This window comes from Winogradskyella sp. MH6 (assembly GCF_022810765.1).
Classification (GTDB): Bacteria; Bacteroidota; Bacteroidia; order Flavobacteriales; family Flavobacteriaceae; genus Winogradskyella.
On sequence record NZ_CP094494.1, the window covers coordinates 2,711,805 to 2,735,295 of the forward strand.

Below are 23,491 nucleotides of genomic sequence, written 5' to 3' on the forward strand. Positions count from 1 at the left end.
GTGGCAGAACTATGATTTTGTTTTGCCCTCGACACTCTTCAACTTTATTTTTAAGAATAATTATTTTTATGAAAGCAGTTTTAAAACAATACAGTACGCTATTAAAAACTCTGGGTTTTATGATTATGTTAAGTGTTCTTATAATTACACTTCTAAAGACACAATCTCCAAAAGAAAAGAGAACTGAAATTACATATAGCATTGAAGTTGTAAAAGAAAATGGTAACTGGTTGTATAAAGTTTACAGAGATGATCTACTGTATATTAAACAAGAATATGTGCCAGCCGTATATGGTAAACAAAGGTTTGCCTCTAAAAATGATGCAAACCAGGTAGCACAATTAGTTTTAAACAAGTTACAGAAACAACAATTACCCTTAATTACTAAAGAAGAGTTAATTGCATGTAAAATTGCTTTTCAGCCCTTATAAAATACTAGTTTTGTCAAAATTGTGTTGTGAAAAAACTTCAAAGTAAGATTATTATAATTCATATTGTTGTATGGGTAGGACTTAGCCTATTTCCATTACTAATTACGTATGTAGATTTAGGTATTATTCCTAATAACTTGTTTATAAAACAACTTTTGCGACCTGTTTTGTTTTACACCAACTATTTAATATTTGTCCCTTTTTTACTATTAAGACGGAAGGTAGCTCTGTATATTTTAGTATCCTTTTTGTTTTTATTTCTCTACAACTATATTACAGAAACATTAATTTTTAATTTTTCTGATATTGGGGAGCAATTGCCTTTTCGTAAACCACCTAATGGTCCAAAACCTACGTTTAATATGCGGTATGTGGTGCCTGCAGTTTTTTCATTAACTGTTTATTTATTAGGTGGAATTTATGCATTAGTAATAGATTTTTATAAAAGAGAACGAATCTCAAGAGCTATGGAGCACGAGAAGACAGATATAAGACTTCAATATTTAAGAAACCAATTAAATCCTCACTTTTTGTTTAACTCTTTAAACAGTATTTATTCTTTGGTGAGAAGAAAATCAGACGATGCGCCAGAAGCAGTGATTACACTTTCAGAGTTAATGCGTTATATGTTGTATGAAGCAAACGATAAAGAAGTGCCACTAGAAAAAGAATTAGACTATATTCAAAATTATATCTCACTTCAGCGCCTTAGAATTAAAAACAGTGAAGACGTAAAAATTAATATACACGGCAATTCCAAAGGACTTAAGATCTATCCGTTAATACTCATTACGTTTATTGAAAACGCCTTTAAATACGGAACCGATTACAAAGGGAAAACTTTTATAGACATTAAGATTAATATCATAGAGAATCAGCTTCATTTTTATGTAAAGAATAATATAGGTATACATAAAGAAGATAAAGAAAACTCAGGCATAGGTTTAGAAAACATAAAGAGTCAGTTGCAGTATCTTTATAATGAACAACACAATCTATCAATAGATTCTAAACAAGGCTATTACGAAGTCAATCTAACTTTAAACCTTAATACACAATGAAATGTATAATTATAGATGATGAGCCTTTAGCAGTAGACGTTATAGAGTCTTACTGCAAAGCAATAGGAGGTGTAGAGGTCATTAAAACTTTTACAAATGCCTTAGAGGCACTAGAGTTTATTAATAATCAAAATATACAATTAGTGTTTTCTGATATAGAAATGCCCAACATTAATGGTATTGATTTGGTAAAATCCTTAGAAGGCAAAGTGCCATACTTCATTTTTACTACAGCATATCCGCAATATGCTTTAGAAGGGTTCGATCTCAATGCCGTAGATTACTTAGTAAAGCCAATACCTTTTCCGCGCTTTATAAAAGCAGTGAACAGAGTAAAAGAGATGATAAAACTGAATAATATTCAAACATCTTTCAATGTCTCTTCTGCAGGTAGTATTAGTCTAGAATCAAGTACTAAAGATGATTTTATTTTTGTAAAATCTGAATATGAAAACGTAAAGTTGGAAGTAAGGGATATTACTTATATTCAGGGGCTTAAGGATTATTTAAAAATTCATAATGGTACCAATAAGTCAGTGCTTACTTTGATGAATTTCAAAGAAATACAAGCTAAACTACCAGAAACTACTTTTATTAGAGTTCATCGTTCCTTTGTGGTTAATGTTAACAAAATTAATTCAATACAAAAAAACCGAATTATAATTGATGGAGAGCGCATACCTATTGGAGAAAGCTACAAATCTTTGGTGTATAACAGACTAGATATATAACCCTTTAATAATTAAACATACTATACCCTTTATTAGGTATAGTTTACTTATGATATCATAACTAATTTAGCTTTAAAGGGTTACCGTTTAAAGAAAATATGGCTATCTAAACGAAAAATAACCCTGTGGATATATTTTGTTTTGGTTTTTTTTCTATTTTACTCATTGTTAATTAGCTATTAATCAATTATGGGATATCATAAACGCCATGCCTTTGCATTGCTTTTTTACATGTGCATAGGTATAGCTGCCGCTTATAATATATCTGCGTTTATAAGGGTTCAGCCTAAATCTAAAGTAGAGTTACCACCTTCGGGAAGTATAACAGGAACCACTACCGTTTGTCTTAATGAGACACCACAGCCTGTAATTACCTTTACAGGTTCGGGAGGTGCTGCTCCTTACACCTTTACCTATACTTTGAATGGAGGTGCCAATCAGACGATATCGAGTACAGGTACAAACGATTCTGCGACATTGCCTGTTAATACAGGTACAGCAGGTACTTATACTTATGTGTTAGTTTCTGTTACAGATGATAACAACGCTACTGAAACTGCAAGTGGTACGGCTACTGTTACGGTTGCAAATCCGCCAACAGTTAGTTTCACTTTTAATGATGGAGGTTGTTCTGCTGATGCGGTGAACTTTGATGCTACAGCCTCTGGTAATGGTCCTTTTACATACATTTGGTCTTTTGGTGATGGAGCTAGCTCTACCAATGAAGACCCTTCGCATATCTATGATGCCTTTGGTTGTGGGTTTTCAAACTATACCGCAACATTAGAAGTTACGGATGCCAATGGTTGTACCGCTTCAGTTTCTAATACTGTGAATGTGGAGCAACGACCGGATTTGAGTTTTGAGGATTTAGATGCCCAGTTTACTGCTCCTTTTGATAATTGTGGTAATAATACCGTAGATCCTGCATACACGATAAATGTTGGTAATACCTCAACCTCTGCGGCATGTATCACCTCTTATGATATTGATTGGGGAGATGGTACATCTGAGACCAATGTTACGTTTCCTCTAACGCATACTTATGCTAATTTAGGATCTTTCAATATGGTGATTACAGGCTATGGAGATAGTGGTTGTAATGCTACGGAAACCATTTTGGTAAAAAATTCCAGTAATCCTATAGGTGCGATTATTAGTCCGGGAAACACTGTAAATCTATGTTTGCCAGCCAATGAGCTCTCTTTTGCTATAGGTTCTTGGGGCCCTAATCCGCCAGACACCACGTATTTTATAGATTATGGTGATGGAGCACAGGCGACTTATACGCAAGACGATTTGATTGCAGCAGTAGCGAACTATGACCCTAATAATCCTGAATTGGCAGACCCTTTTCCGATTCCGCATGAATATACCGAATCGAATTGTCCGAATCCTAATTATACGATAACGCTGATTATTGCGACCTCTTGCGGCCAGACTGTACTGACGGCAGGACCGATTATTATATTGTCGCAACCCGAAGTAGATTTTGAGTTTGACAACCCTAGTTGTGTTAATACCGCTGTACAGTTTACCAATCTTACTGAAGGAGGTTTTGGGCCTAATTGTGTTACCCAAGCTGCCCATAACTGGGATTTTGGTGATGGCACGACGTCTAATTTAGAAAACCCAACCCATACTTATACCTCGCCAGGAACGTATACTGTGACCTTAACCGAGGAAAACTTTTGTGGTTTGTCGGATCCTGTGGTAAAGACCATTTGTATAGAGCCTGGTTTGGTGGCTGATTTTTCATTAGATAGCAACGATGGTTGTATTCCTTTTGATGTTGCAGCCACTAATACTACCGATTTATCACAATCTTGTGGTGGTGAAACCTATTTGTGGGAGGTGAGCTATGCTGCCGATTTTTGTGGCACCTCAGCATCTTGGGGTTTTACTAACAATACCGATGAGACTTCAGAAAACCCTTCATTTCAATTTTTAAATGCAGGAGTTTATACCATAAGTATGACCATTAGTAATTCTTGTGGTGATTTTACGACGACCCAACAAATTAATGTAAAGCGTCCACCAGCAGCTAGTATTACTGCTATTGCAGATGCTTGCGGTACGGCTAGTTTTAATCCTACAGCTACGGTTACTACGTGTGCGCCTGCTACGGATACCATAACTTATAGCTGGTCTTTTCCGGGAGGTACGCCAGCGACATCCAATCAATTAGACCCAGGAACGATTAGCTATACCACGCCAGGTGACTATACCGTAACGTTTAGTGTGACTAATGCCTGTGGTACAGCTACGGTCACTGAAGATTTTACAGTGAATGAGAGTCCTACGATTACCAATACCGATTTTGATCAAACCTTATGTTCGGGTAATGACAGTATTGCGATTGTGCTTACGTCTGACAATGCGACTACCACTTATACATGGACCTCTAATACTCCTGCTGGTTTAACAGGATATATTCCTAATGGTACGGGAGATACCATTCCGGCGCAAACGCTTGTGAATACCTTGGGTACACCTATTGACCTTATTTATACAGTAACACCAGATATTAATGGTTGTGTTGGGCCGTCGGTGAATTTTACGATTACCGTAGAGCCTGCGCCTTTTATAGATGTGCAACCACAACCCGAAGCCATTTGTCTTAACGGTACACCAAATGATTTATCCGTAAGCTATCAAGGAACAGGTACTCCAAGTTATCAGTGGTATGTGAATACTGTTGATGATACCACTAGTGGTACGGCTATTGCAGGAGCTACTAACCCAACGTATACACCACCAACGGATAGTGTAGGTACGCTATATTATTATGTGATTATCACGTTTACGACTGGTGATTGTAATGAGATTATATCGGCTACTGCGGCGATTACCGTAGAAGCTATAGCACAGATTGACAGCGAGCCTATACCAACACAATCGCTTTGTGTGGGTGGCACTTCCGAAGCCCTTGTGGTTAATATTACTGGAGGTGCAGGAACGGTAAGTTACCAATGGTATAGCAATACGACTAATACCAATACCGGAGGCACAGCCATTGCCGGAGCGACGTCCGCCAGTTATACACCACCTGTTTTTACAGCTTCAGGGACGTTTTATTATTATGCGGAGGTTAGTTTTACAGGAAGTGGCTGTTCAGGATTGGTAAGTGCAGTTGCAGAGGTTATCGTTGTTGATGATCCTGAGCTTACGAGTCCTGATTTTGGAATGCAAAGTGTTTGTCAGAATAGTGCTGTAAATGCTTTAGATGTAACAGTTTCAGGTGGATTAGGAACCATAACTTACCAATGGTATGTCAATACTATAAATGATACCACTACAGGTACTGCCATTGCTGGAGCTACAGGAGCAACGTATACACCACCTTCGGATGTTGTAGGGACGTTATATTATTATTGTATTGTAACTCAAGATGTCTCTGGTTGTGAGGTGACAAGTTCTGTCGCCACTATTGAAGTGACTGCTGCTGCTCAGTTTAGCAGCCAGCCGCTTTCGGACACGTTGTGTTTGGGAGATACTACCGCAGCGTTGAGCGTGTCTTATACCAATGGTACAGGTACAGCAAGTTATCAATGGTATGAGAATACCGTAAATGATACGACTACAGGCACTGCTATTGCCGGAGCAACAACGGATACCTATCAACCTCTTGTTGGTACAGTAGGTACGACTTATTATTATGTGGTTATTACGTTTAATACCGGAGGTTGTTCTGAGATTATATCTGCTGTTGCAGAAATCACTGTTAATGCTACCCCAAGTATTGCTGATGGTACGGTGTTGATATGTAGTGGCAATACGTTTGAATTTTTACCAGGAAGCATTGCTGGTAACGTAGTTCCTGCTGGGACGACCTACACTTGGTCTGATCCTGTTGTGACTCCGGCAGGAAGTGTTACAGGTGCCTCAGCCCAAGCGACGCCTAGTGCTACCATTTCTCAGTTATTGACGAATACAACCATTAACCCAGCAACGGTAACTTATACTGTAACACCAGATACCAATGGCTGTATCGGTGTTGATTTTGACGTTGTGGTGACGGTTAATCCTTCTATTAGTGTCGTTTCTACTGTAGAGAATAACAGTTGTTTTAATTCTGATGATGCCTCTATTGCTATAACGATAACAGGAGGTATCCCTTTTACTACGGGAGATGCCTATCAGGTTAGTTGGGCAGGACCTAATGGTTTTGTGAGTAGTGCGACGACGCTTTCAAATTTAGAAGCTGGTACTTATACTTTAGATATTCTGGATGATGGAGGTTGTCCGTATAACGAGACCTTTACCATTACCGAGCCTGATGAACTTGTTTTTAGCGCGGTAAATTTTGACCCAGATACCATTTCTTGTTTCGGTGCCAATGATGGAGAAATTTCTATAGATATAAGTGGAGGTACAGCACCTTATACGTATAGCTGGACACGTAATGGTAATCCGTTTTCGAGTGCTGAGGATCTTGATAATTTAGAGCCAGGTACTTATGTGGTTACTGTAAGCGATGCTAATACTTGTGGGCCTATCAGTTCTACTTTTGAGATTGTTGAGCCTCCTTTATTGGACGTATCTTTACAAAGTCAGACCGACGTTATTTGTTTTGGTGACGCTACAGGAGCTATCACGGTTTCTACCGTTGGTGGTCGCCCAGGTTATACCTATAGCTGGACAGGTCCTAATGGTTTTACCAGTACCAGTGCTGATATCGCTAACTTATTTGCAGGTGCTTATGAGTTGACTGTAACCGATACTTCGGGTTGTACGGATACTTTGAATGTTGATATCCTTCAGAATGATCAAATTACTATTGCTATTACGACCACGGAAATAGAATGTTATGGAGATAATGATGCGTCCATAATTATAAATAATATATCAGGTGGTGTAGCTCCTTATGATGTGGCTTGGAGTAACTTTGGTACTGGTATGAGTCAGTTTAATCTTTCAGCTGGCACATACACTATTACCATTACCGATGCTGAAGATTGTGTGCGCGAGTTTCCAATCGTCATTGATGAAGCACCAATTTTCCTCATTGACCCTGTTGTGACACAAATGTCTTGTGCAGGGGAAAACGATGCCAGTATTGTCCTTAATTTTCAAGGAGGTATTGCACCAATAACTGTGGTTTGGGATGATGATGCTACGGCAGGAGTAGAGCGTAATAATCTGGCACCAGGTAATTATAGTGTGACGATTACCGATGGTACGCCTTGTGTGATTCAGGAGAGTTTTACCATTTTCAATATACTGCCTTTACAATTGTCGGCTAATGTTACCGATGCTTTAGATTGTGATGATACCAATAGTGGTGCTATTAATCTATTGATACAAGGAGGCACACCACCGTTTTCGGTGTCCTGGTCTAATGGAGCGATTACCGAAGATTTAACAGCCATACCACCTAATACTTATGTGGTTACGGTAACTGATGCTAATGGTTGTAGTATAGAAGGCAGTTGGGATGTGAACCGTTTTGAACCGTTGACTTTAGATGTGGATACCCAATCTGAAGTGGATTGCGATACCAAAACCGTAAACCAAACCTTTGTGGCTATGGCCAGTGGTGGAGTGCCACCATTTACCTATAACTGGTCTAGTGGTATTGTGAGTGGTGCAAATAATGAATTAATGACCACCGATGCCGATGGTTTGGTACTGCTTGAAGTTACCGATGCCCAAGGCTGTACCACCAATTATAGTCTCAATGTGGATATCCCAGTGTTGGGTGATCCTGACTTTGATGTGTCTTCTTTTGGCTTTAGCAATTTTGGGGTGTATTCTATTGAAGACCCAATAACGTTTACCAATTTAGCGACAGGTGATTATGTAAGTATACTTTGGGATTTTGGGGATGGTAGTTTTTCGGGAGAAGAGAGTCCGACCCATACCTATGCCAATGTTGGTTCGTATGTGGTGACGCAAACGGTTACTTATCCGTTTGGCTGTGTATATGAGCGTGTGATTACCTTGTATGTTGAAGAAGGTTATAAGTTAATTATGCCAGATGCCTTTACACCAAATGAGGATGGGATTAATGATTTCTTTGGTCCTGTGTACGAAGGGCTCAATAGTTTGGAATTAAATATCTACGATACCTGGGGCAGTCTTATCTATACCGAAGACGATGATAATTTCACTGGTTGGAACGGTAAGATTAATGATGAGCTCGCCGAGAACGGTAATTACTATTACACCTTTAGTGCTAAAACATTTTACGGAAAAACCATTACAGCCCAAGGCGCTTTTGTATTTATAAAATAAACCCTATGACCATAAGACCCATATTTACCATTGTTGTACTTATAAGCTGTTGGGCTGTTAGAGCTCAGGACCCTGTTTTTACACAGTCTAACTATATACAGGAAACTTTGAATCCTGCATTTTCAGGTTTTGAAGATAACGACCGTATTGCCGCAGGTTTGCTAAGTCGTGTGCAATGGCCCAATCTCGATTTGCAGATTCATACCCAATATGCTTATGTGAATAAGTCTTATGATTACGGTCCAAGTTTGGGCTTTGGTATTGGACTCAATGCTGTTTGGCAGTACGAATCGTTTAACAATTACAACTACGCTCAGGTTAATTTGAATTATGCGCACCGTATCAATCTCAATAACGGCTGGTACTTTAGACCCGCTATAGAGGTGGGAGTAGGGAACAAGAGTAACCGTTTTAGGAATCTTACGTTAGCCGATCAGATTAATATTAGTTCTGGGTTTATCAATCCTGTGTCTGTAGATCCTTTGGCGAGCCGCTTGAATAGCATTTACTTTTTAGATATTAACGCCGGCTTTTTGGTGGAAAAGCAAACCTTTAATGATATTAGTTATTGGGTTGGCGGCTCGGTACGTCATCTTAATCGTCCTAATATTTCTATTGTTGAAGGCGAAAAGTTACCGTTAGATATTTTCTATTCGTTTCATGGTAATGTTAGGTTTCCGTTTTTGTACGAGAATACCATTATGATGACGACGAACCTTATGGTGCAAGGGCCTTATAACCGTTTGGATATTGGTACTATTGTTCAGCTCGATGCTATTTTATTAGGGCTTACGGCAGCTACTAATCCTGCGCGTAATGATGGCAATGCCCATTTGTTGACTTCTTTGAATGCTTTTGTAGGATTTGAGTATGATACCTTTCGTTTTGGGTTTTCGTATGATAAGAATACCTCTAATATAGGTCGTACCGATGGTGTGTATGAGTTGTCTATGACGTATTTGTCGCGCTGTAGGCGTTGTAATACGGATCGTAGTCGGAAGAAGTAGGGGTCTAGATTATTAGACTTTTAGATGGTTAGATATGTTAGATTTTTAGATTGCGTCGCTCGTACCTCACTCGCAATGACGTTGCCATTGTCATTCCGAGGAAGCATGACGAAGGAATCTCAATAATGGTTGGAATAAAAGCAATGACCATATACAATGAAACCAGGTTACGTTTACATACTCACTAATAAAAATAATACTACATTTTATGTAGGTGTCACCGCATATCTAAAGGAACGCATACTTCATCATAAAGAAAAGAGCGATCCAAAATCGTTTACGGCACGATATAATCTCGGTAAGTTAGTGTATTATGAAGCACACCAAATGATAGGTGATGCCATAGGCAGAGAAAAGCAATTAAAAGCTGTTAGTAGAGCTAAAAAAATAGCACTTATTGAAGAATTGAATCCAGAGTGGAATGATCTGTTTGGGGACTTGTAAGGTGACTGAAAAAAAATGTTGTCACTGCTAGGTACGAAGCAGTCTTATTATAAGGGTAGTGGTAATGACTATGAGATTGCTTCGCTCGTACCTCACTCGCAATGACGTAACTGTTGTTACTGCGAGGCATGAAGTAGTCTTATTTAATACCAAAGGAAACAACAACAAGATTGCTTCGGGTTTGCCGCATCGCTTTGCGACTCGCAATGACCACTCGCAATGACGGCTTGGGTGTTGGTTGGTGTTAAGATTGGTGTTATGGTTTGGGTATTTGCGACTAAGAGATTGCTTCTACTGACGCTTTCAGGTCAGCATCGCAATGACACTTCAAACTTAATTGTAAAAATAGCGTTGTACTTACGATTTCGACATCGTCGGAAACGCTAAAAGGATTGCGGTATATATTTTCGGTTAAGAAAACATATACCGCAATTACCTAAACGTCAAAACTTAATTACAACGTATTGTAATGTTTTAGTTTATATAAACAGGAGGTGAGTACCTTCCTCGTTTGCACGATTGTAAAAATCGCCAATAGTTATGATACCGTCAAGGTCGTCTATAAAGTCCTCTTCTTTAAGATGGAACATTTCAACAGCGAGTTTACAACCCCAAAGTTTACAACCAGAATCGGAAAGGATTTCTAAAAATTCACCAACTGGTGGCATATCTAGTTTTTCCATTTCTTTTTTCATCATCTTGGTCGCTAGGGCTTCAACACCTGGTAAGCCGCCCAGCATTGTTGGGATGTGCATTGCAGGATTACCTACTGTGGCAACATGCAAACTTTCTAATTTTTTCTTCTGTATGGCTTCTAGCCCGAAGAACGTAAAGAATATTTCGGATTCTATACCTTCCATACGCGCACCATTAGCCATTATAAATGCAGCGTACACGTTTTCAATTGTTGCTTTAGATAAAATAAAAAGCATTTTTTTAACTTTTGTGGCCATGATCATTTGTTTTATAAGGTTAATACTGCGCTTTAAATACAGCTTTTAGGTTTAGGAATTCCGGCTATTTTAGTGGATACTTTAAGCGGTCCACCAGGAAACAGGCTATAGAATTCTTTGATGTTTATAACACCACTTTTTTTAATACCTCTAATAGAAAGTGGTTCTTCATTATGGTATTTGTCTTGTAAGTAGTCTATGACTTCCCAATGCTTGTCTGTCATAGTAACATCAGCTTCGTTAGCGATGCCCTCGGCTACGTCTCGGTCCCATTGGTTAAAGTCTGTTAGATAGCCTTCTTCGTTAACATCGATTTCTCTATTTGCGATTAATTTTTTCATGATTTCAGAATTTAAAAGGTTTAAATATTAGTGTTATGCTTCGATTTTTTTGCCTTTGGTAGACATGTTTGTAGATACAAATGGGATAGGGATGCCTTTGAGGAGCATGTTCCAATAGACCCATCTAAAGGCTAATTTTCCCATGTGGTTTATTCTGTTTTCCTTTAATAGTTTCATAGGTCCAATACCAGCAATAGGGAACGTACCTTCAACCGGTTCTTGTTCATAATTAAAGTCAATTAATAATGCTTTGCCATTGCCAGTTTCAACAAAACAGTTGGCATGACCATCAAATTTGGCTTCAAGAGGTTGCCCATTGATATATTTTAAGATGTTTTCTTCTAAGATTTCAGCTTCAAAGTGCGCTACAGAACCTGCTTTTGATGTTGGTAGGTTAGTGGCATCACCGATAACAAAAACATTCTCATAGGCTTTGGACTGTAAGGTGTTTTTATCTGTAGGGATAAAGTTGAGGTCATCTCCCATACCCGAACGTTCAATAAGCGCATCTCCCATATTTGTAGGTACTGTAACTAAAAGGTCGTAGTCTACTTCGGTATCTGCATAATCGATGATTTTGTTGTTTTCATAATCAACACGTTCAATATTAAAACTAACTACTTCAGCGATTCCTTTTTCTTCTAATAAATGGTGTAATGCTTTTGTGGCTTTAGGTTTAGTAAAGGCACCATCTAGTGGAGTTACATAAGTAATCTCTACCTTGTCTCTCATGCCTTTGTTTTTGAAGTAAGAATCTGCTAAAAAGGCAAACTCTAAAGGCGCCACAGGACATTTAATAGGCATCTCGGTAATGTGTACTACCAATTTACCACCTTCCCAAGTGCGTAATTTATCTCTAAGGGCTTTAGACCCTTCGTAGGTATAGAAATCAAAAATACTTTTGTGCCATTCTGGGCCATCCATACCTTCAATTTCATCGGGAGCTATTTTAGATCCCGTTGCTACAATAAGGATATCATAGTTAATATCCTGTTCATCTTCTAGGGTTACTTTATTGTCCTCTGGAACAATAAGTTCAATCTTTTTCTGAATGTACTTTACACCATTAGGAATAAATTTATTTCCCACTTTTTTCACCTGATCTTCTGTATAGATATCAAATGGTAAAAACAAGAATCCAGGTTGGTAATAATGGGTTTTATACTGGTCTATAATGGTAATCTGCCATTCTTCTTTTGGGAGTTTTTTTACTAGGTGGTTAGCCATCATCGTGCCTGCTGTTCCCGCACCTAAAATCACTAAATTTTTCATCGTTCTCATTTTTTGGTTATGTGTTACAACATGATTTGATTTCTACTTGTAAAGTTACTTTGATAGCTAAAATTTATGCATGACAATTGTCATGTCTTAATGTAACAAATGTTACATAGCGCAATGGTTTTGCAGTGCCCTATTTTAAAGGGGTTTGAGATGCATGGTTATTCAAAAAGTCATCTATGATTTTTATCATACCTCTTTACTAATTAACCCATTATTTTTGTTACTGGCTAGGTACTAACCCCTATTCAAAAAATGCGATAAATTATTAGTTACAAAGCCAGTTTACTCGCAGAATGTTTAAAACTTCTCATTATGAAAACATCATTTATTAAATTAACTGTATTATTATTTTCGCTTGGCATGTATGCACAGACAGGTCATATCATGCAAGGCGTTGGATCTATAAATATGTCGATGGGTGGAGCTGCAACGGCACAGCCTTTAGACATTTCTGGTGCAATGCACTGGAATCCGGCAGCACTGTCTGTTTTTGATGATAAGATTCTAAAGTTTGATTTAGGCTTTTTCTTTTCATCACCAGAGTTAAGCTCAAGTTTACCATCAGGTTTATTGTACGATGCTGGAGACCTAGGGCCAGGTTCGCCTGCATCTCCTCCTGTTTATGGTAGCACCAAAGATGACAGAGGTGTCTCTTATATGCCTGCTCTGAGTATGGTTTGGGGAAAAGAAAACAGCAAGCATACTTTTGGTGTGTCTGCCTTTGGTATAAGTGGTTTTGGGGTTACGTTTCCTCAAGAAACCAATTTACCAATGGATATTAATGGCAATCCTAATATGGAATGGAATCCGAATAATTCTAACCCAATAAACTGGCCACAAGGGCTTAATGGTTTTGGACATTTGGAATCTGATTATATGTTGTTGCAGGTTAGTGGTACTTATGCTTATGAGCTTAGCGATAAGTTATCTATAGGGATACAACCCAATTTTAATTATGCGTCCTTAACCTTAAACCCTAATCCAATAGCCTCACCAGATTTTCCGGCTTCTATGGGTGGTACAGGTAAGGGATATCCAAAAGCCGATAGTACACCAGCCTTTGGTTTTGGAGCACAGTTTGGTATTTTCTACGATTCAGGTTCTGGTTTAAAATTAGGAGCTTCCTATAAAACCAATCAAACCTTTGGAGCTTTTGAATTTGATAATACGTACATGGATGGTACCGATGCCCCAGATGTTGAGTTTCAGATGGATTATCCAGCCATCATGTCGCTTGGTTTAGGCTATTCATTTACTGATTTTGATTTTGCATTAGATTTTAGACGTGTATTTTATGAAAGTACAGAAGGTTTTGAAGCCAGTGGCTGGGAGATTGGAGATAACGGTTATCCAACAGGAGCTGTAAAAGGGTTTGGCTGGCAAGATATTTCTATTCTTTCCGTTGGGTTACAGTATAAAGGGATCAACAGATTGCCAATGCGTGTTGGGTATACCTACAGTGGTAATCCTATAGACGAGGATTTAGCCTTCTTCTCAACACCAGCAACCGCCATTATAAAAAATGCGTACCAGTTTGGGCTAAGCTATGAGATTAATGATGCTTGGCGACTCGATGCTGTTTATCATTATGGTGATAGTGACGGCTCTACAGAAGGGCGAATTCTAGACCCAAGACAGATTACTCCAAATAACCCATTGGGAGAGCTGCCAGGTACATCGGTTTCTTATAAGATGACTACATCCATGGCTATGTTTGGTATTAATTATACTTTTAAGAAAAAGGTAAAAGACTAAAGGGTAGTTTCCATACTTATTGTTTTATTAAAAAACCAGCACTTTGGTGCTGGTTTTTTTTGGATGGTTGGATGTTTAGACATGTTAGATGGTTAGATATGTTAGATGGTTAGACCTTTAGACTGTTAGATTGTTGAATTGTTGGATTCTGACGTTTGTAGTTGGGGCTGAGTCAATGGCATTAGCATCGTTACTGTAAAGCAGGATGCATTGTCATTACAGGTAAAGACTAAGAGATTGCTTCGTTCGTTCCTCTCTCGCAATGACGTTATAGAGGTTGGATTACTTCTACTGACACTTTCAGGTCAGCATCGCAATGACGGAAGGGAAGATAGACAATGACGGTATAGATGTGTGGGTTCTCGATACATTTTATTCTCATGCTTCGAATAAAACACTCGAACTGACGGGTGCTTTTGGGTTTTGGTGATGGTTGGTGTGGTGCCTACTAAGAGATTGCTTCGTTCGTTCCTTACTCGCAATGACAGAGTGTATTTTATTAATCAACTAGAGTTACATTTCATTAAGTTGCTTAATTTAGTGCCATTCAATACTTGGAAGCCTTGTTATCTGCAAAACACAAACGTCTATTAAGTCAATCTTTACCCATCGCTGTTATATGGTTGCTCACCGGTTGGGTGTTTTTGTGGACAGAACAGGCTATTATAGGGCATGAGGAAAACACACCAGACTCTGCCATCTCATTAACACCTCAAGTGTTTTTGTTTGCCAGTATTAGCGTTATTCTTATTGGGTTTTTGGTAGGGTTTATAGAGTATCGTTTTATTAATGCACTTTTTAAGCCTTATCGTTTTGTCGTTAAGTTGTTGGGCAAGTTTGTGTTCTATTTGTTGTTTATGGAGCTCCTTGTCTTTGTTACCTTTATCATCGCTGCCAGTATAGAGCAAAACAGCTCCATGTTCTCTAGTGTGGTTTGGGATAAGTACCAGGTGTTTTTTGGAAGCATTACACATGCCAGTACCTTAATACAGCTGGCATTTTCCATGCTGTTGTCTTTGTTTTATGTTGAGGTAAGCGAGCATCTTGGGCATTCTGTACTTACCAATTTTATTACAGGTAAGTATCATCGTCCCAAATCAGAGACCCGATTGTTTATGTTTAGTGATATGAAATCCTCAACCCATATTGCCGAAACCTTAGGCCACGATACCTATTTTGAGTTTTTGGCATCGTATTATAACGATTTGTCTGATGCCATTTTGCGTCATAAAGGGGAAGTGTACCAGTATGTTGGTGATGAGATTGTATTGACCTGGCCAAGTACAACTGCTCGTTTTGTGCCTTTGAGTCTGGATTGCTTTTATGCCATGAAAGCAGATTTAGAACGTCGCCGTCCTTTTTATTTGCAGCAGTATGGTGTGTATCCCGATTTTAAAGCGGCTATTCATATAGGTGAAGTAACCACAGGTGAAATCGGTGCCCTTAAAAAAGATATTTTCTTTACAGGAGATGTGCTTAATACCGCAGCACGTTTACAATCGGAATGCCAAACCTATGGTGTGGATTTGCTGGTATCTAAAGCGGTTGTAGACGCAGTACCATCAGCGCAGTATCCGTTTGAAAGTTTGGGGTCAGTTCAGTTGAAAGGCAAAACGCAGGCTGTTGAGGTGTTTTTGGTGGGTGTTTAGACATGTTAGATTTTTAGACTGTTAGACCTCTAGACCTTTAGATTGTTAGATTCTGACGTTTGTAGTTGGGGCTGAGGCAATGACGTTACTATTGTCACTGCGAGGTACGAAGCAGTCTCAAAGAGAGAGAGAGAGAGAAAGAACAGAATCCAAGCCGTCAGTTCGAGTGTTTTATTCGAAGCATGAGAATAAAATGTATCGAGAACCTCCAAATAACTTAACATACTGTTTGTCATGCTGAACTTGATTCAGTATCTCATTTAAGTACACGAATCTATCCATAAAACCAGATTCAATACCAATCCAACCAAACGATAAGCGTCAGTGTCGCAACTACCATAGTTTTTGTATGGTTTTATTTACTATATTTACTTTTATAGCTCATACTTAACAATGTCTAAGCAAAAATCCCTAACCGATGCTATACAGCGGTTGCTAACTGCTGTTCTAAATGCTTTAGGCTATCACAGTACACCCAAGCGTACGTGGCATCAGCATGTGGTGCCTTATGAAGATGGCTGGGCAGTGCGCCGCGAAGGCAATGAGCGTGTTACGTCTAAGCATCGTAAACAAGGCACCGCCATACGTAAAGCCAAAACCCTTGCCAAGCGCTATAATGCAGATGTCATTATTCATCGTGCCAGTGGTGGTATCCGTAAGCGTATTAGTTATCGATGATCTTAAAGTTTTACCAGACTACTTTTTTTAACACTTTATGGTTTTTTTTAGGTTGTTCATCTATTTATAAATGAGCGTATTGTAATAATATCTATCTTATAGACAATTCCCTTAGTACCGCTTCCTTAGTGGTATGTGATTACATAATTCGTTGTTGACCGCATCGGATAGCATGATACCCTTTTTTGGGTATGGTTTGCTATGGAAGATGCTTTTATTTTGAGTGTTAACCAACTAAACTATATGAATTATGAAAATTAGAATCTTATTAATTTTTATCCTTATTGCGCAATTAGCCAATTCTCAGATTACCTTAACTGATTATTTTATAGTTAACAATGAGAGAGTCGAAATTGAAATCTTAAAAACTGACGGAAAGTATAAAATTAAAATGTCTAAAGGCGGTGACAATAAAGAGTTCGTAATTGGTAATAATGTTGGTGATTTTTATGATTTTAGAAAACAATTTAGGAAGAGTGTATATGTAGAACTGCTAGGTAAATCTCTAATAGAAGGACATGCAGATTACGATATAAGCATATTAAAAAGAGTAGATGAAGAAGCAGAAAGTACATATTATAGTTTTGCTAATAACTTAAGAGTTTTAGATGATTTAGAATATAAGCCTAAAACAGGTGATTTAAAAATCAATGACCAAATACCTGTTTACATGAAAAAGAAAGTAATTGGAACCATTTTTAAGGATAAATTAGAAGATGAAGCAAAAAAAGAGTTTAAATCTAAAGTTGTAGAATTAGATAATTTGATACAAGCTGATTATACAAATAATCTCCAAAGTATAATAAAACTGGCAAATGAATTAAATATAGAAGAATATGAAAATATTAGTACTGCCTCAGAAACCCTCTCAGTAAAAGAGACCAATTCTAAAACCTTAATAGCAGAGTTATTGAGTTTTAAGGATAAGTACAAAAAATATAGGCAACAATATGTGAAGGTTCTAATGAGTCAGTATGAAAATACTAAGGACTCAGCACCATTTACCTACCTTATAATTGACGAAGTACAAGTCGAATTTTATAAGGGCTTTTTAGAAATAATAAAGGTTAATGGACATTTTAAATGTAACGATGACATGAAGTTTAATTGTGCTTACATTCCCTCTTTTCTTAAAGATGAAACTTCTATAACCTTTACGAATCTATACGGTATAGGCTTTACAAGTAGAACAAATTATAAACGGTTAGATAACGTTCGTTTATATATAAACCAGGCTAACAAACAATTTAGAGACGTGGATATTAATATTCTCGGAGAAGAGCAAAGAATCTATGAAAAAAAATTACGCGAGGAATTTTTTATAAGGATGGACGATATAATGGTATATGACTTCTATGTGAATAAACTAACCAGAGATTTTAGTCCAATGGATCAAAAATTAACAGTAAAAGGTGGGGAAAAACTAACTTTAACAAAAGAGCAAACACGAAAAATTCTTGAGGTGGAAGTTTTTAGCGATTTCGAAGGCTTTGATGCAGATACACCAAATGGCTTAATCCAAATGGAGTTATCCAAGCATTTTAATATTAATACTAAAAGAATAGATGCTTCTAGGCCATTTAAGTTTATTTCAGAAGGCTGGGGATTGTTTCAGTATACTGAAATTGTAGGAGGCATCACCAAAATCGAAGACAATCAAAGACGATTAAATCCAGAGCGTATTGATACGGAAGTTCTGTCTAATGATGGTATTACCACAGTAATCGATGCCAAAAGATATACTACACCCACAGACCTTTTAAATTATAGGGATTGGTATATAGGGCAAGATTTTAATCTCTTATTAATAGATAACCCAAATTTAAAACATCAATTTCATATCAATGGAGGCTTACGTTTTAATCGAACAGCAATCCAAGATAGTATACAGACTGTAGGAGCTGATAATTTAAAGGAAGAACAGTATTCTTTGAGCTATTGGACATTTTATCCTGAATTTTTAATGCATATTTTACCCGAAGAACGCTATGGTTTTTATGCTATGTGGAGGCCTAACTATGTTCATTTGGCTAGTGACAGAGTGGAATTCAAAAGTTTGGCTGACCCAGTTACAGGATTTAGACGAAAGGTTTCTAACTGGATGAATGAATTTGAATTTAAAGGATATGTAGATGTAGGGTCAAATGGGCAATTATTTTTAAGATGGCGCTTATTTCACGAAATGGGATATTCAGCAAATAATTTTAGTCAAATTCAACTGGGTTTCTCATTTTATTTGCTTGGAAGGAATAAGGAAAGTTTAAATTAGAAAAGCTTATAAAAGGACTTTAACATGTATGTATTAGATAGTAGAGAGTTGCCCTTGCAAACCCAAGGGCTTTTTCTATCTTTAAAGCCTTAGGAATTCAAAATTGATTAATGAAAAACTTCAAAGAAAAAGCAGATAAAATTTGGGAAGTAGCCAATCTACTTCGTGGTGATTATAAACGTTCTGATTACGGAAAGGTGATTTTGCCAATGACTGTACTTAGACGACTAGACTGCGTATTGGCACCAAACAAACAAAAAGTACTTGACACGTTACCTAAAGTTGAAAAATTGGAAGGTGAAACTGCAAAAGACAAAGTGCTGAACGCAACCGCTGGAATGAACTTCCATAACCGTAGCAAATTCGACTTTGATAAAATTATAGCAGACCCAAACAATGTGGCTTCCAACTTAAGAAACTACATTAATGGATTTTCTACTTCAGCTCGTGAAATTATTGAATACTTCAATTTTGATGACCAAATTGATAGAATGGACGACCCGAAAGCAGATATTCTATACCGTGTGGTTAAAGCATTTCAAGAAATTGATTTGTCCGAGATGGATTCGATGGAAATGGGCTATGTGTTTGAGGATTTAATTAGACGTTTTGCGGAGCAATCCAACGAAACCGCAGGAGAGCACTTTACACCTCGAGAAGTGATTAAACTGATGGTAAATATGCTTTTCAACGAGGATAGCGAAATCCTAACTAAAGAAGGTATTGTAAAAACACTATATGACCCAGCTTGTGGGACAGGTGGAATGCTATCCATTGGAGAACAACACGTAAAAGAACTAAATCCAAATGCGGAATTAAAAGTTTTTGGACAAGAAATAAACCCAGAATCCTATGCGATTTGTAAATCGGATATGCTGATTAAAGGACAGAATCCAAGTAACATAAAATTTGGAAACACCTTTACTGTTGATGGTTTAGAAGATGAGCAGTTTGATTATATGCTATCCAATCCACCTTTTGGAGTAGACTGGAAAAAGGCCCAGAAAATCATCAATGCAGAGCACGAAAATAAAGGGATGCAAGGACGTTTCGGTGCTGGCTTACCACGTATTAATGATGGTTCTTTACTGTTTTTACAGCATATGATTTCTAAAATGAAACCATCAGGAACTCGAATTGCGATTGTGTTTAATGGATCACCCTTGTTCTCTGGTTCAGCAGGTAGCGGAGAAAGCGAAATCCGTAGATGGATTATTGAAAATGATTGGCTAGAAGCTATTGTTGCATTACCCGACCAATTGTTTTATAATACTGGGATTTCCACTTACGTGTGGTTAGTGAACAATAAAAAAGAAGAAAAAAGAAAAGGGAAAGTTCAACTTATAAATGCCACAGGAACAAAAGACGAAGAGCTTATTGCTGATGATAAGTTAGACATTAACCGTTTTTGGAAAAAAATGGACAGAAGTCTAGGGAATAAACGAAAAGAAATACCTGAAAACGGAAACACTAAAGGTATTGGATTTATTAATCAACTGTATGGCAATTTTGAAGAAAATGCCTTTTCTAAAATTTTACCAAACGACTATTTTGGATATTGGCGTGTTACAGTAGAACAACCAGATTATGGAGATTTAATGACCAAGGTTGCTCAAGACAAGCAAAAACTTGTTGATTTCTTAAATAATGCTAGCATTGAGGAAATTCAAAAACAAGTAAATGAGTTTGAGGCTTTATTTAAAATGCATATTGAAGAAGGTAAATGGAAGCAAAAGGGAAATATTTTAACGATTGAAAAGAACAAAAAGATAAAAATAAAACCATCTTCAAGCAAAAGAGACTACGAAAACATCCCTTTTTTAAAAACAGAAAAGGAAGACAGTCTTGTACCTGAAACTATTGAAGAATATTTTGAAAGAGAAGTAACACCACATATACCTGAGGCTTGGATAGACAAAAATAAAACTAAAGTGGGTTACGAAATAAACTTTACCAAGTATTTCTATGAGTTTAAACCACTTCGCTCATTAACAGACATTAAAGCTGATATTTTGGCTTTGGAAAAAACCTCATTAGAAAACCAACAAACTGTACTTGACTAATGAAAACCTACGAAACATATAAGGATAGCGGTATAGAATGGATTGGTGATATCCCTGAGCACTGGGAGGTAAAACCAGTTAAGCATAATTTTAAATTTACTACAGGTTTCACGCCGCCAACAGGTAAAAGAGAATTTTATGATAATGGGGAACATATTTGGATTAATATATCAGACCTTCAAGGCAAGTATATTTCAGATTCGGAGAAGAAAATAACCGATAAAGCAATTAAAAAATACAAGCCTGAAATTGTAAAAACAGGTTCTCTTCTTTACAGTTTTAAATTATCAGTAGGTCGCGTAGGTTTTGTTACAAAAGATTGTTACACTAATGAAGCTATCTTCTCTATAGAACCAAGAGAAGACACAAATCTTAATTTCTTTTATTATTCATTACCTGAACAAATAATAAAAAATGCTAATGAGAATATTTATGGCGCGAAAATCCTAAATCAAGAATTGATTAAAAACGCCACTTTAATTGTTCCTTCATCAGAAGAACAAACAGCAATAGCCAATTACCTAGACAATAAAACAGCAGAAATAGACCAACTCATAGCTGATAAAAAACAATTGGTAGCACTTTACCAAGAAGAAAAAACCGCTATTATCAACCAAGCAGTTACCAAAGGTATTAACCCAGATGTAGAACTAAAAGACAGTGGCATTGAATGGTTGGGAGATATCCCTGAGCATTGGGCTATTAAGAAATTAAAATACGTTTTTAAATCTTTAAATAGTGTTCGTATACCACTTAGTGCAAGTGAACGAGGTAAAATGACTTTAAGAAAATACGATTACTATGGTGCTTCTGGAGTAATAGATAAAGTTGAAGATTATTTATTTGAGGAACCTCTTATGTTAATTGGAGAGGATGGTGCGAATCTTTTAACTAGAACGAAAAGATTGGTTTTCTTAGCCAAAGGAAAATATTGGGTAAATAATCATGCACATATATTAAAAGTAATTAATGGAGTATTAGAATACTATTGTGAATTATTAGAGCTATATGATTTTACAATATGGGTTAGTGGTTCTGCTCAGCCTAAATTAACTTCAGAAAACCTAATGAATATTGAGGTTATCGTTCCACCAATTAATGAACAAACCAAAATAATACAATACATAGACAAAGAATCTGCTAGAATAGATGCTAAAATCACTAAAGCAGAACAATACATCAACCTATTGACTGAATACAGAACAGCATTAATTAGTGAGGTAGTAACAGGTAAAATAAAAGTAATTGATTAGAAATGAGTGAAAAACTAGATATTAGAAGTGCTGATGAATCGTTTTATGCGGTTAATAGTTTTCTAGGCTCAGGCGGAAAGCACCTAAGTGAGAGAAATATATTTACCTGTTCATTTAAAGTAAACCATACTGATATTACGCAGAGGTTTAATAGTGAAGTAGAAATTGAGTGTAAAGAGTTTGTTCCTGCTTATATATTTTACTCTAACGCTTTTAAGTCCTTGGGTTATTTTCATCCTGTATGGAGTTCTTACTGTCTTTTTAGCTGGGATGAGATAAAAGAAGAGTTATCAGTAACGCTTAATGATAAAACAATTGTTTTAAAACATATATAAATGACACTTTGCACAGCACATATACGTCAAGTAAACGATACCGAAGAATTGGTGTTCGCAACTGATAGTTGCCTTACAGGTGGCGAAAAATGGAAACACGGCATCAAATTATTTGAATTACCTAGAAAAGACTGTTTGCTCTGTTTTGCAGGAGATACATTTAGAGCGTATCCATTGGTTTTAAATATGGTTTCTTCTATTCATTTGGACAATTATTTGCAATCACCTTCGGCAACACTTGAAGAGGTCTTAGAATTTTTGTCAGAACAATTTACAGAATTAGTTTCTAAAATAGTTTCGGAAATACCTGGAGAAAACATTCACGAGTTAAGAGGTTCTGCACAATTTCTATTTGGTGGTTGGGATTGGCAACAAGGTGCAAATGGTGCTTTTAGAGTTTGGAAATTGTATTACAATGAAGCTATTGAAGGATTTGTTTTTGATGAATTAACAAACAATGGAAAACGAGTGTTTTATACGTTCATTGGCAATGCCTCAATAGATGTAGTTCAAGAAGCAAAAGACAGATATAACAAACTTAGGTTTGATGAAGATAAACAGGACGACAATTTAGATATGGAACCTATTCGGGTTCTTAGTGATATTTCCTTAGATAAAGCAATTAGAGAAGTTGACGGAAGTTTGCAAATTGCCAAAGTGTACAAATCTAACCGCACAGAGTTTTTTGGTGTGTATTGGGAATCTAGCAAAGGAATTCCTTGTTTTCAAGGTCGTGAGTATAACGAAATCAACAAACCACTAGTTCGCTATTTTAATCCTGATACGTTTGAAATCATAGAATCTGATTTACCTGAATGTTTACAAATCATAGATGAAGATACCTATGCAAATGATTACGAATTGGTAAGAGAATGTTATGATGAAGAAGGTTACTTAAAAGATACTGTTACAGAAAAACAAAAACACGTTTTACGTTTGGTTTTTAAAGATGTGGCATATCGCCAATTTATAAGTAGTCAACAAAGTGAACCACAAATTTAAA

The 23,491-nt window shown here is 37.0% G+C and carries 17 protein-coding genes; 14 read left to right on the forward strand and 3 right to left on the reverse strand.

Features of this window, described 5'->3' with window-relative positions; all coding sequences use genetic code 11:
- Positions 1-68 precede the first annotated feature (68 nt).
- The 6 genes from MST30_RS12215 (at position 69) to MST30_RS12240 (ending at position 9,911) form a co-directional block, all read left to right on the forward strand.
- On the forward strand, positions 69-431 hold the full coding sequence (locus tag MST30_RS12215) for a DUF4907 domain-containing protein (protein WP_243471694.1): 363 nt from the start codon (positions 69-71) through the stop codon (positions 429-431).
- A 26-nt stretch (positions 432-457) separates the two neighbouring features.
- On the forward strand, positions 458-1,492 hold the full coding sequence (locus MST30_RS12220) for a sensor histidine kinase (RefSeq protein WP_243471695.1): 1,035 nt from the start codon (positions 458-460) through the stop codon (positions 1,490-1,492).
- Positions 1,489-2,223, forward strand: coding sequence for a LytR/AlgR family response regulator transcription factor (locus MST30_RS12225; RefSeq protein ID WP_243471696.1), 735 nt, complete (start codon positions 1,489-1,491; stop codon positions 2,221-2,223). Before MST30_RS12220 ends, MST30_RS12225 begins: the two co-directional genes overlap by 4 nt.
- A gap of 189 nt (positions 2,224-2,412) precedes the next feature.
- On the forward strand, positions 2,413-8,460 hold the full coding sequence (locus tag MST30_RS12230; protein WP_243471697.1) for a PKD domain-containing protein: 6,048 nt from the start codon (positions 2,413-2,415) through the stop codon (positions 8,458-8,460).
- 5 nt (positions 8,461-8,465) lie between these two features.
- Positions 8,466-9,467, forward strand: coding sequence for a PorP/SprF family type IX secretion system membrane protein (locus tag MST30_RS12235; RefSeq protein ID WP_243471698.1), 1,002 nt, complete (start codon positions 8,466-8,468; stop codon positions 9,465-9,467).
- A 156-nt stretch (positions 9,468-9,623) separates the two neighbouring features.
- Positions 9,624-9,911 (forward strand): GIY-YIG nuclease family protein, encoded by a 288-nt coding sequence (locus MST30_RS12240; RefSeq protein ID WP_243471699.1) that lies wholly within the window; start codon positions 9,624-9,626, stop codon positions 9,909-9,911.
- A gap of 479 nt (positions 9,912-10,390) precedes the next feature.
- Here the strand turns inward: MST30_RS12240 and MST30_RS12245 are convergent, their stop codons facing one another.
- Genes MST30_RS12245 through sqr form a run of 3 tightly spaced genes read right to left on the reverse strand, consistent with a single transcriptional unit; the run spans position 10,391 to position 12,477 of the window.
- Complete coding sequence (locus MST30_RS12245; protein WP_243471700.1) at positions 10,391-10,864, reverse strand: DsrE/DsrF/DrsH-like family protein; 474 nt, start codon at positions 10,862-10,864, stop codon at positions 10,391-10,393.
- Between the two features lie 32 nt (positions 10,865-10,896).
- The gene (locus MST30_RS12250) at positions 10,897-11,205 is read right to left on the reverse strand and encodes a TusE/DsrC/DsvC family sulfur relay protein (RefSeq protein ID WP_243471701.1); all 309 of its coding nucleotides are present in this window, start codon (positions 11,203-11,205) and stop codon (positions 10,897-10,899) included.
- A gap of 33 nt (positions 11,206-11,238) precedes the next feature.
- Positions 11,239-12,477, reverse strand: coding sequence for a type III sulfide quinone reductase, selenoprotein subtype (gene sqr / locus MST30_RS12255; RefSeq protein WP_243471702.1), 1,239 nt, complete (start codon positions 12,475-12,477; stop codon positions 11,239-11,241).
- Positions 12,478-12,798: 321 nt separating this feature from the next.
- On the opposite strand from sqr, the gene MST30_RS12260 reads away from it, so the two are divergent.
- The 8 genes from MST30_RS12260 to MST30_RS12295 all read left to right on the forward strand — a co-directional run bounded on the left by MST30_RS12260 (position 12,799) and on the right by MST30_RS12295 (position 23,490).
- Positions 12,799-14,241, forward strand: a complete 1,443-nt coding sequence (locus MST30_RS12260; protein WP_243471703.1) for an OmpP1/FadL family transporter — start codon at positions 12,799-12,801, stop codon at positions 14,239-14,241.
- A gap of 554 nt (positions 14,242-14,795) precedes the next feature.
- A complete protein-coding gene (locus MST30_RS12265) occupies positions 14,796-15,890 on the forward strand; it encodes an adenylate/guanylate cyclase domain-containing protein (RefSeq protein ID WP_243471704.1) in 1,095 nt (364 codons plus the stop codon).
- A gap of 393 nt (positions 15,891-16,283) precedes the next feature.
- The gene (locus MST30_RS12270) at positions 16,284-16,568 is read left to right on the forward strand and encodes a DUF2188 domain-containing protein (RefSeq protein WP_243471705.1); all 285 of its coding nucleotides are present in this window, start codon (positions 16,284-16,286) and stop codon (positions 16,566-16,568) included.
- A gap of 250 nt (positions 16,569-16,818) precedes the next feature.
- Entirely contained in the window at positions 16,819-18,837 is a 2,019-nt protein-coding gene (locus MST30_RS12275) for a hypothetical protein (protein ID WP_243471706.1), read from the forward strand.
- Positions 18,838-18,947: 110 nt separating this feature from the next.
- Positions 18,948-20,900, forward strand: a complete 1,953-nt coding sequence (locus tag MST30_RS12280; RefSeq protein WP_243471707.1) for a type I restriction-modification system subunit M — start codon at positions 18,948-18,950, stop codon at positions 20,898-20,900.
- The gene (locus MST30_RS12285) at positions 20,900-22,153 is read left to right on the forward strand and encodes a restriction endonuclease subunit S (RefSeq protein WP_243471708.1); all 1,254 of its coding nucleotides are present in this window, start codon (positions 20,900-20,902) and stop codon (positions 22,151-22,153) included. Before MST30_RS12280 ends, MST30_RS12285 begins: the two co-directional genes overlap by 1 nt.
- A gap of 2 nt (positions 22,154-22,155) precedes the next feature.
- A complete protein-coding gene (locus MST30_RS12290; RefSeq protein WP_243471709.1) occupies positions 22,156-22,488 on the forward strand; it encodes a hypothetical protein in 333 nt (110 codons plus the stop codon).
- Positions 22,489-23,490, forward strand: a complete 1,002-nt coding sequence (locus tag MST30_RS12295; protein ID WP_243471710.1) for a hypothetical protein — start codon at positions 22,489-22,491, stop codon at positions 23,488-23,490.
- Position 23,491 lies beyond the last annotated feature (1 nt).

Excerpts from the sequence above, each read along its gene's own strand:
- MST30_RS12215 (WP_243471694.1), top strand. The coding sequence starts at position 69 with ATGAAAGCAGTTTTAAAACAATACAGTACGCTATTAAAAACTCTGGGT.
- MST30_RS12225 (WP_243471696.1), top strand. The coding sequence starts at position 1,489 with ATGAAATGTATAATTATAGATGATGAGCCTTTAGCAGTAGACGTTATA.
- MST30_RS12230 (WP_243471697.1), top strand. The coding sequence starts at position 2,413 with ATGGGATATCATAAACGCCATGCCTTTGCATTGCTTTTTTACATGTGC.
- MST30_RS12235 (WP_243471698.1), top strand. The coding sequence starts at position 8,466 with ATGACCATAAGACCCATATTTACCATTGTTGTACTTATAAGCTGTTGG.
- MST30_RS12240 (WP_243471699.1), top strand. The coding sequence starts at position 9,624 with ATGAAACCAGGTTACGTTTACATACTCACTAATAAAAATAATACTACA.
- MST30_RS12245 (WP_243471700.1), bottom strand. The coding sequence starts at position 10,864 with ATGGCCACAAAAGTTAAAAAAATGCTTTTTATTTTATCTAAAGCAACA.
- MST30_RS12250 (WP_243471701.1), bottom strand. The coding sequence starts at position 11,205 with ATGAAAAAATTAATCGCAAATAGAGAAATCGATGTTAACGAAGAAGGC.
- sqr (WP_243471702.1), bottom strand. The coding sequence starts at position 12,477 with ATGAAAAATTTAGTGATTTTAGGTGCGGGAACAGCAGGCACGATGATG.
- MST30_RS12260 (WP_243471703.1), top strand. The coding sequence starts at position 12,799 with ATGAAAACATCATTTATTAAATTAACTGTATTATTATTTTCGCTTGGC.
- MST30_RS12270 (WP_243471705.1), top strand. The coding sequence starts at position 16,284 with ATGTCTAAGCAAAAATCCCTAACCGATGCTATACAGCGGTTGCTAACT.
- MST30_RS12275 (WP_243471706.1), top strand. The coding sequence starts at position 16,819 with ATGAAAATTAGAATCTTATTAATTTTTATCCTTATTGCGCAATTAGCC.
- MST30_RS12280 (WP_243471707.1), top strand. The coding sequence starts at position 18,948 with ATGAAAAACTTCAAAGAAAAAGCAGATAAAATTTGGGAAGTAGCCAAT.
- MST30_RS12285 (WP_243471708.1), top strand. The coding sequence starts at position 20,900 with ATGAAAACCTACGAAACATATAAGGATAGCGGTATAGAATGGATTGGT.
- MST30_RS12290 (WP_243471709.1), top strand. The coding sequence starts at position 22,156 with ATGAGTGAAAAACTAGATATTAGAAGTGCTGATGAATCGTTTTATGCG.
- MST30_RS12295 (WP_243471710.1), top strand. The coding sequence starts at position 22,489 with ATGACACTTTGCACAGCACATATACGTCAAGTAAACGATACCGAAGAA.